Origin of the sequence: Methylibium sp. T29 (genome assembly GCF_000576205.1) — a bacterium.
GTDB lineage: Bacteria > Pseudomonadota > Gammaproteobacteria > Burkholderiales > Burkholderiaceae_C > Methylibium > Methylibium petroleiphilum.
On the sequence record NZ_AZND01000151.1, the window covers coordinates 1 to 8,140 of the forward strand.

Sequence of the window (8,140 nt, forward strand, 5' to 3'; positions counted from 1 at the left end):
GCCGCCACCGCGGCCGCGAACCGGCGGCGCATCAAGGCCGCACCCCGCGGGCCTGCACCATCACGGCAGGATCGCGCAGCGTCTGCGGGTCGAGGCGGCGCACGAAGCAGAACAGCGTGTTGTCGGTCGGGTCGTTGTCCTGCAGCACGCGGTGCCCGGTGTCGTCGAAGCCCTGCGCCTGGAGCCGGTCGACCCAGGTCTTGGCCGACTCGAAGAATCGCAGCTCGGCCCGGTTGGTCTCCCAGCTCTCGCCCAGGCCGGCGTTGAAGACGGTGTGCGCCAGCGACACCAGCACGCGCAGTTCGTCGCTGCGCACGTCGTGGTCGCGCACGATGAAGGCGCCGCCAGGGCGCAACACGCGCCGCACCGACTGCAGGAAATACCCCAGCCGATCGGCCGTCATGTGGTGCAGGCCCACGTAGCAGGTCACGAGGTCGAGACTCGCATCGGCGATGCCGGGCCCGAGCGGCGCGTAATCGGACAGCGGCACGTGCACGCCGAGCCGGCCGATCTGCCCGCGCTCCATGATGTCGACCGGCGAGAACGTCTGCGGCTGCTCGTCGATGAAGTAGCGCGGACCGCGCAGCTCCAGCGCAGAGGCCAGGCCGCGGTAGTAGCGGCCCTTGGAGCCGATCTCCGCATAGCCGTCGAACTTGCGGCGTCCGCCCAGCACCTGCAGCGTCTGCCGCGTCATCTCGGCCTTCTGCCTGAACAGCGAGGGCAGCGCGTAGCGCAGGTCGGCCGTGGCCGGCTTGATGCTCTTGAGCTCGCGCTGGATGTGACGGTAGACGGTCTCTTCGTCGGCGTGCAGCCGGCAGGCCTCGCCGATCAGGTGGTGGAAGCGGTCTTCCGGTGCGACGCGGAACACGTTCTGCAGGAAACGGTAGAACGCATCGGACAGCTCGACGTCACCGAACACCTGGTGAAACTCGCTGGCCGGCGCTGGCGCTGCGGGCGGCGTGCCGCGGTCGAGCCAGGCGCGGTAGTACTTGTCCCAGAGCACGTTGGTGAAGCGGAAGTTCGGGTCGACCTCCCACTTCAGCGCGAACAGGTGCGCCGCCTTCGGATAGGCGCGGTGGAACTGCTCGACCGTGCCATGCGGCTGGTACGGCAGGTAGTAGGTGCCGCCGACCGACAGCGCGGCGTCGATCAGCTCGCGGGTCCACACGCCGACCCGGCTGCGGGCGTTCTCGCGCGTACGCTGCTTGTGGTACAGCACGAAGGCGAAGGTCTCGGTCGGCGCCCAGCCGAGCGCGGTGTCGGGATCGGGCATCGCGTGCCGGATCGAGATGTTCAGGGCGTTGACGCGGTGGCGGTTCAGCACCGCGGCCATCTTCGGCACGAACTCCAGCAGCCGCTCGACCGGGATGAAGTACTCCTGCAGCACATAGGTGCGCTCGGTGCGCGACGGCGGCTCGAGCTCGGCCACGTCGTAGCCGGCCTCGTAGTTGCGCCAGTGCACCTTCTTGCGCAGGTAGAGCAGCGGATCGACGACCTTCTCGCGCCGCTCCTTGCCGAACGGCGTTTCCGACACGGCCCACAGGAAGTACTGGTGCAGCGGGTAGGCGGAGCGCAGCGGCTGCAGGCGGTCGGGCGTGGTGGCGGGCTCGTCGGTCTCGGCCCAGGTCACGGCGCGCACGCTGCGGTAGTGCGGGCCGTAGAGGTCGGCGTTGTGGAACACCGCCTTCGGGTTGCAGCGCACGGTGTCCTTGAAGTAGGCGCCGTAGGTCGACAGCGGCATCACCTTGTCGATGCGCTTGACGCGCCGGTTGTCGGCCAGATCCAGCTCGATCTCGACCACCACGCCCAGCGCGCCGTAGCCGCCGATGGCGCCGAAGAACAGCTCCGGATGCGCCGTGCGGCTGGCCACCACGGCCCGACCATCGTGCAGCACGAGCTTGATGCTGCGCACCGACAGCACCAGCGGCCCCAGGCCCACGTAGCGGCCGTGGCAGTTGACGCCGAGCGCGCCGCCGACCGTGAAGTTGGCGTAGGTCTGCATGATCTTCACCGCCAGGCCGTGCGGATCGACGAAGCGCTGGATGTCGCACCAGCGCACGCCGGCCTGCACGAGGATGGTCTTGTTCTCGGGCGAGAACGCGACGATGCGGTTCATCGAACGCATGTCGAAGTGCAGGCTGCCCGGGCTCGCCGTCTGGCCGCCCATGCTGAAGCGTCCGCCACCGACCGACACCGGGCCGGTGGTGCGCCGCAGCGCCTCCTGCACGTCCTCGACACTGCTTGGCGCGACGATGGCCATCACCCGCACCGGGTTGAGCTGGGTGACGTCGTTGACGATGTGGTGGTCGGTGTTCATGGCGCGCGCTCCATCCGCGGCGCGGCGCCGACGGTCACGTAGTCGGGCCGCAGGCCGGCGGGTGCGCCGTAGCGGGAGCGGCCCACGGACGCGCGCAGGCCACACTCGAGCAGCAGCCACAGCGCGCCCAGCACGGGCAGCGCGACGACCAGCAGCCACCACGCCGAGCGCCCGCGATCGTGCAGCCGTCGCCCCCAGACCGAGACCAGGAACACCGTGGTCAGCAGCGCCGGCAGCACGTCGACCGGCTCGCCGAGCAGCTGCGTGGTCGAGACGCACAGGAACAACGCCAGCGGCAGCAGCAGCAGGTGCCGCCACCAGAAGGCCCACCGGCTCAATCGGCCGGCCGTCGAGAACTCACCCACCCATCCCATCTCACCCTCCCGCAGGCGTGCGCCGCGGCTGCTGGAGCAGCTCGACCGGCGTCATGGACGCAAGCCTACCCTGCCCCCAGGGGCTTTCACAATCTCGGGACCGAAACGGCGATCAGGTCGCAGCGCCCGCCGAGAACACCGACAGGTCCTGGGGCCCGCCCCGCTCGATGGCGCGCCGGTAGGCGTCGCGGCCGCGCAGCCGCGCCAGGTAGGCGCGCAGTGCGGGGAAGTCCTTCAGGCGGCCGCGGCACTCGCTGAACTCCAGCGCCCAGCCGAGGTTGATGTCGGCCGCGGAGAAGCCCGAGGCGAGCAGGTGCTCGCGCTGCGCCAGCACGGTCTCGATGTAGCGGTGGTTCTTTGCGATCTCGACGTCGAAGAACCCCATCAACGCGGCGTTGCCGCCGCCGGTCCAGGCGTAGACCAGATCGACCAGCAGCCCCGGGAACAGCGTGCCCTCGGCGTAGGCCAGCCACTGCAGATAGGCACCGTACTCCGCCGACGCGGGCGTCCGGCTCAGCCGACCGCCGCCGCAGACATGACAGAGGTACTCGATGATCGCTTCCGATTCGACGATGGACTGACCCGCATGCTCGATCGTCGGCGCCTTGCCGAGCGGATGGACCTGGTTGAGCGACTCGGGAGAGCGCTGCGTTTCGGGATGCCGCTGGTGCTTGACCAGCCGGTAGTCGATGCCCAGTTCCTCGCACAGCCACACGATGCGCTGCGAGCGCGAGTTGTTCAGGTGATGCACGGTCAGCACAGCTCGCTCCTCGATCGGCTCGATCCGGCATCGTCACACGGAGGCTGAACGGAGGGTGTCGCGGCGGCGACGCGGCCGGCTGTGGCGGCGACCGATACGCTGGATGGCGCGCCCGGCTGGGATCGAACCAGCAACCCCTGCCTTCGGAGGGCAGTACTCTATCCATTGAGCTACGGACGCAACGCCTTCATTCTATCAGCGCCCCTGTTGCGGGCCGCATCCGGCGAGGCCCGCGACGGGGTGCCCTTGTATACTCCATGGGTTTTGCGAGCTGCGTTTCACCACGCCGCTCCGCCCCACAAGACTCCTCGAGGACCCCATGAGCGCAGCGCCCTCCCACGACGACGATCACGAGCCCAATCACGAAGGCCCGATCCGCACGCCCAAGCAGTTGGTGATCGCGGTGGTCTTCGCCTTCGTGGTGCCGATCGCCATCATCGTGCTGCTGGCCAGCTACGTGAGCTCGGCCCAGAAGCCGGCCGCCGGCAGCGATGGCCTGAAGGCCGAGGCCACCGCCGAGCGCATTGCCCCGGTCGGCAAGGTCGAGGTCAAGGACGCGTCGGACGTGAGCGCGCTCAAGGGCGGCGAGGACGTGTACAAGGCGCAGTGCGCCGCCTGCCACGCCGCTGGCGTGGCCGGGGCACCGAAGTTCGCCGATGCCGCTGCCTGGGGCCCGCGCATCACGGCCGGCTACGAGGCCCTGCTGACCTCGGCGCTGAAGGGCAAGGGCGCGATGGGCGCGCAGGGCGGCGGTGACTTCAGCGACGTCGAGATCGGCCGTGCGGTGGTCTTCATGGCCAACGCCGGCGGGGCCAAGTTCGACGAGCCCAAGCCGCCGGCACCGGCGGCCAGCGCAGCGCCCTGAGCAGCGAGCGACTCCTCTGCGAGCCGGTCCATGCGACCGGCTTTTCACGCCCACCGGCAGACGGCGCTACGGGCCGGCGCGCTGCGGGCTGAGCACATAGCCGAAGCTGCGCGGCAGTTCGGCGAACGGCCGTTCGGCGGGCGTCCAACGCCCCTCGGTCACCGCATCGGCCGCGGCATCCATGTCGAGCGAGCGCAACAGGCCGAAGCCCCGCTCGGTGTCGAGGAAGAGCCGGCCGTATTCGTCGAGCCAGGCGCTCCTCACCTGCCGGACTTCGGCCCCGGTGTGGGTCTCCACGCGGTAGTCGGCGTCGACGCGCTGCACCCCCAGCACCAGCGGGGCCGCCTCCAGCTCGACGTAGACGCGCTGCGGACCGTTCTGGAAGAACCAGGCGCCTTCGGCATCGGCCTCGTAGTTGCGGCCGATGAACTCGACCAGCTTGCGGTGCAGCAGGCGGCTGCCCTTGACCTGCGGGAACGACCCCGCCGCCTGGACCCGGTCGTCGCGCATGTACCAGTCGCCCCGCGCGTCCAGCCCCAACCAGCCGTGGCAGGCCGGCACCCGGGGCCACTTCTTCAGCGCGGCACGGACGATGTCATCCATCGCGGCATTGTGCGGCCCGGCTCAGACCACCCCGGCGCCGTGCCGGACCCAGTTCATCACCGCCTCGGGCAGACCCAGCACTTCGCCGGGAAAGCCACCGCGCGGGAAGCCGACGTGGCCGCCCTGCGCCGGCTGCCACAGCGTGACGTGGCGACCCACCTCGTGCGGCAGCGGCAGGCAGGCGGCCGGCACGAAGGGATCGTTGCGCGCGTTGAGCACCAACGCGGGGATGCGGATGCGCGCGAGCTGCGGCTTGGCCGAACCCCGGTCCCAGTAGTCATCGACATTGCGAAAGCCGTGCAACGGCGCGGTGAACACGTCGTCGAAGGCATGGAGGTCGCGCGCGGCCAGCAGACGCTCGCGGTCGAACAGGCCCGGATGCTGCGCCAGCTTGGCCAGCGCCTTCGGTTCATCGTGCGCAGGAACATGCGGTTGTAGACCTGCCGGTTGAAGCCACGGATGATCGCGTGACCGCCGGCAGCGAGGTCGATCGGCGACGACACCGCGCACACGGCCGCCGCCGTGGCCGCGGCGCTGTCGCCGGCCTCCTCCGCCCAGCGCAGCAGCGCGTTGCCGCCGAGCGAGACGCCCACCGCCACCACGGGCCGCGCCTGCTGCGCGCGCAGCCGCGCGAGGATCCAGCCGATCTCCTCGAAGTCGCCCGAGTGATAGGCCCGCGGGGCCCGGTTGAGCTCGCCGGAACAGCCGCGAAAGTGCGGCAGCGCGAACGGCCAGCCGTTGGCCTGCGCCCAGCCCGCGAAGGCCTGCGCGTAGTGGCTGGCCGACGAGCCTTCGAGGCCGTGGAACAGCACCAGCAACGGTGCCCCGGCATGTTGCGCCTCGTCGACCCGGTGGTCGACATCGATGAAGTCGCCGTCGGGGGTGTCCCAGCGCTCGCGCCGCAGAAGCGGTGCCGGCCCGCGGACGCGGCGCGCGAACAGCGCCGGCCAGATGGTCTGCGCATTGCCGCCCGGCAACCACCAGGGCGCCGTCCAGTCGAACGGCGGCAGGACGCGGTGGTCGGTGGCTGCAGCCATGCGGGGTGCGCGGACCTCAGTGCAGCGTGGACGGCGCTTCGGAGATCTCCTGCAGCTCGCGCGCCATGCCGGGGCTGGCGTGGTGCAGCACCATGCGCCAGCCCTGCGGCCCGAGGACGTAGACGTTGGTGACGATCGCATAGGCCTTCTGCACGCCGTCCTCGCCGAGCACCTGCACCCGTTCGAGCACATGGTGCAGCGCCGTCCCGTTGATGTGGAGCCGGCGCACCTTCTCGGGGTGGACGTCGATCGCGCCGTTGGCGAAGATCGCCTCGAACGAGGCGCGGATCGCCGGGGCACCGACGAGGCGGGGGCCGCCGGGGTGCACGCAGGCGGCCTCGTCGTCGTCCGACCAGACGGCCATCAGGTTCTCGAGATCGGCCTGTTGCAGCGCTTCGTAGAACTGCGCCTCGACGTCGTCGGGCGACGAGGGCGGCGCCTTCGGCTTGGCGGGCATGCGGCAGGTCCTCAGCGCATCACTTGAAGACGACGGTCTTGTGGCCGTCGAGCAGCACGCGGTGCTCGGTGTGCCACTTGACCGCACGCGCCAGCACGACGCACTCGACGTCCCGGCCGACGGCGGTGAAGTCCGCCGCGCCCAGCGAGTGGTCCACGCGCTGCACGTCCTGCTCGATGATCGGGCCCTCGTCGAGATCGGCGGTCACGTAGTGCGCGGTCGCACCGATCAGCTTGACGCCGCGCGCATGCGCCTGGTCGTAGGGGCGCGCGCCCTTGAAGCTGGGCAGGAAGCTGTGGTGGATGTTGATGGCCCGGCCATCGAGGAAACGGCAGAAGTCGGCCGACAGGATCTGCATGTAGCGCGCCAGCACCACCAGATCGATGCGGTGCTGCTCGACCAGCGCCTCGATCCGGGCCTCCTGCTCGCGCTTGACCGCCGCGCTGCTGCCGGTGGCCAGCGGCAGGTGATGGAAGGGCAGGCCGTAGCTGTCGCACAGCGCGGCGAAGTCGGGGTGGTTGGACACCACCGCCGGGATCTCCACCGGCAGCGAGCCGCTCTTCCAGCGGAACAGCAGGTCGTTCAGGCAATGGCCATGCTTGCTGACCAGCAGCAGCAGCCGCGGCTTGACGGCCAGCGCATGGAAGCGCGCCGTCATGCCGAACTCGCCGCGCACGTGCGCGAACAGCTTGTCGAGCGAGGCCTCGTCGGCCAGGTGCCCGGGCGCACTGAAATGCACACGCATGAAGAACAGCCCGGTGCTGTCGGCGCCCTGCACGTCGCCGTACTGCTGGGAGTCGAGGATGTTGCAGCCGGCCTGGTACAGCAGGCCCGACACGGCGTAGACGATGCCCTTGGCATCTCGGCACGACAGGGTGAGGACGAACTCTCGGGCGGTGGTTTCCATGATGCTTCGATTGTAAGGAGCGGGCCCGAACGGCGACGACGCTCGCTGCCTCGGTCTCTAGAATCCGCGCAAGCATGGTCACCGCCCCCGAGGACTGGTCTGAACGCAGCCGCGCCATCGCAGCCGCACTGGCGCGCGTCGCGATGGGCGATCGCGCGGCATTTGCCACGCTCTACCAGCAGACCAGCGCGCATCTGCTGGGCGTCGTGCTGCGTATCCAGAAGGACCGAGCCCAAGCCGAGGACGTGCTGCAGGAGGTGTACGTGAACATCTGGCGCGCGGCGCAGGGGTTCGACGCCGGCCGCAGCCAGCCGCTCACCTGGCTGACCAGCATCGCCCGCAACCGGGCCATCGACAGCCTGCGCCGCCGCCAGAGCGAACCGCACACGGTCAGCACCTCGATGGGCTCGGACAGCGAGGACGATGAACACGACATGCTTGAAGAACTGGCATCCCCCGATGCCGGCCCGCTCGACCTGCTCGGGCAGGCTGCCGACGCCCGCGCGCTGCGCGACTGCATCGGTGCGCTCAGCGGCGAGCAGCAGCAGAGCCTGGCACTGGCCTTCTACCAGGGCCTGTCGCATGCCGAGGTGGCCGATCAGCTCCGCCAGCCGCTGGGCACCGTGAAGAGCTGGGTGCGGCGTGCGCTGCAATCGCTGAAGACCTGCCTCGAGCGGGCCACCACCGGCTGAGGGCACCATGGACTACAGCCGCCCTCTCCTCGCGGACCGCCTCGCGGCCGAGTACGTGCTCGGCACCCTGCGCGGCCCGGCGCGTCGCCGTTCGAGGCGCTCCTGCCCGCGCACCCGGCACTCGCCGC

The 8,140-nt window shown here is 70.1% G+C and carries 8 protein-coding genes, 1 tRNA gene and 1 pseudogene; 2 read left to right on the forward strand and 8 right to left on the reverse strand.

Annotated features, from left to right (window positions below):
* Positions 1 to 31: 31 nt before the first annotated feature.
* From x551_RS15435 to x551_RS15450, 4 genes are all read right to left on the reverse strand, one after another.
* Positions 32 to 2,317, reverse strand: a complete 2,286-nt coding sequence (locus tag x551_RS15435; RefSeq protein ID WP_036234626.1) for an FAD-binding protein — start codon at positions 2,315 to 2,317, stop codon at positions 32 to 34.
* Positions 2,314 to 2,691 carry a DUF805 domain-containing protein gene (locus tag x551_RS15440; RefSeq protein WP_081771360.1) on the reverse strand — a complete coding sequence of 126 codons (378 nt, stop codon included), beginning with the start codon at positions 2,689 to 2,691 and terminating at the stop codon, positions 2,314 to 2,316. The genes x551_RS15435 and x551_RS15440 overlap by 4 nt, the downstream gene beginning before the upstream one ends.
* Positions 2,692 to 2,803: 112 nt before the next feature.
* Complete coding sequence (locus x551_RS15445; protein WP_036234628.1) at positions 2,804 to 3,451, reverse strand: glutathione S-transferase; 648 nt, start codon at positions 3,449 to 3,451, stop codon at positions 2,804 to 2,806.
* Between the two features lie 104 nt (positions 3,452 to 3,555).
* Positions 3,556 to 3,631, reverse strand: a tRNA-Arg gene (locus x551_RS15450).
* A gap of 139 nt (positions 3,632 to 3,770) precedes the next feature.
* Between x551_RS15450 and x551_RS15455 the strand changes: the two genes are divergently transcribed.
* Positions 3,771 to 4,316, forward strand: a complete 546-nt coding sequence (locus tag x551_RS15455; protein WP_036234631.1) for a c-type cytochrome — start codon at positions 3,771 to 3,773, stop codon at positions 4,314 to 4,316.
* A 66-nt stretch (positions 4,317 to 4,382) separates the two neighbouring features.
* Here x551_RS15455 and x551_RS15460 read toward each other — a convergent pair whose 3' ends face one another.
* The 4 genes and pseudogenes from x551_RS15460 to purU all read right to left on the reverse strand — a co-directional run bounded on the left by x551_RS15460 (position 4,383) and on the right by purU (position 7,320).
* The gene (locus x551_RS15460) at positions 4,383 to 4,919 is read right to left on the reverse strand and encodes a DUF2946 family protein (RefSeq protein ID WP_036234633.1); all 537 of its coding nucleotides are present in this window, start codon (positions 4,917 to 4,919) and stop codon (positions 4,383 to 4,385) included.
* A 21-nt stretch (positions 4,920 to 4,940) separates the two neighbouring features.
* Positions 4,941 to 5,956 (reverse strand): annotated as a pseudogene (locus x551_RS15465) (alpha/beta fold hydrolase).
* A 16-nt stretch (positions 5,957 to 5,972) separates the two neighbouring features.
* The gene (locus x551_RS15470) at positions 5,973 to 6,413 is read right to left on the reverse strand and encodes a nuclear transport factor 2 family protein (RefSeq protein WP_036234639.1); all 441 of its coding nucleotides are present in this window, start codon (positions 6,411 to 6,413) and stop codon (positions 5,973 to 5,975) included.
* Positions 6,414 to 6,432: 19 nt separating this feature from the next.
* Complete coding sequence (gene purU / locus x551_RS15475) at positions 6,433 to 7,320, reverse strand: formyltetrahydrofolate deformylase (RefSeq protein ID WP_036234642.1); 888 nt, start codon at positions 7,318 to 7,320, stop codon at positions 6,433 to 6,435.
* A 74-nt stretch (positions 7,321 to 7,394) separates the two neighbouring features.
* On the opposite strand from purU, the gene x551_RS15480 reads away from it, so the two are divergent.
* Positions 7,395 to 8,012, forward strand: coding sequence for a sigma-70 family RNA polymerase sigma factor (locus tag x551_RS15480; RefSeq protein WP_036234645.1), 618 nt, complete (start codon positions 7,395 to 7,397; stop codon positions 8,010 to 8,012).
* Positions 8,013 to 8,140: the final 128 nt, after the last annotated feature.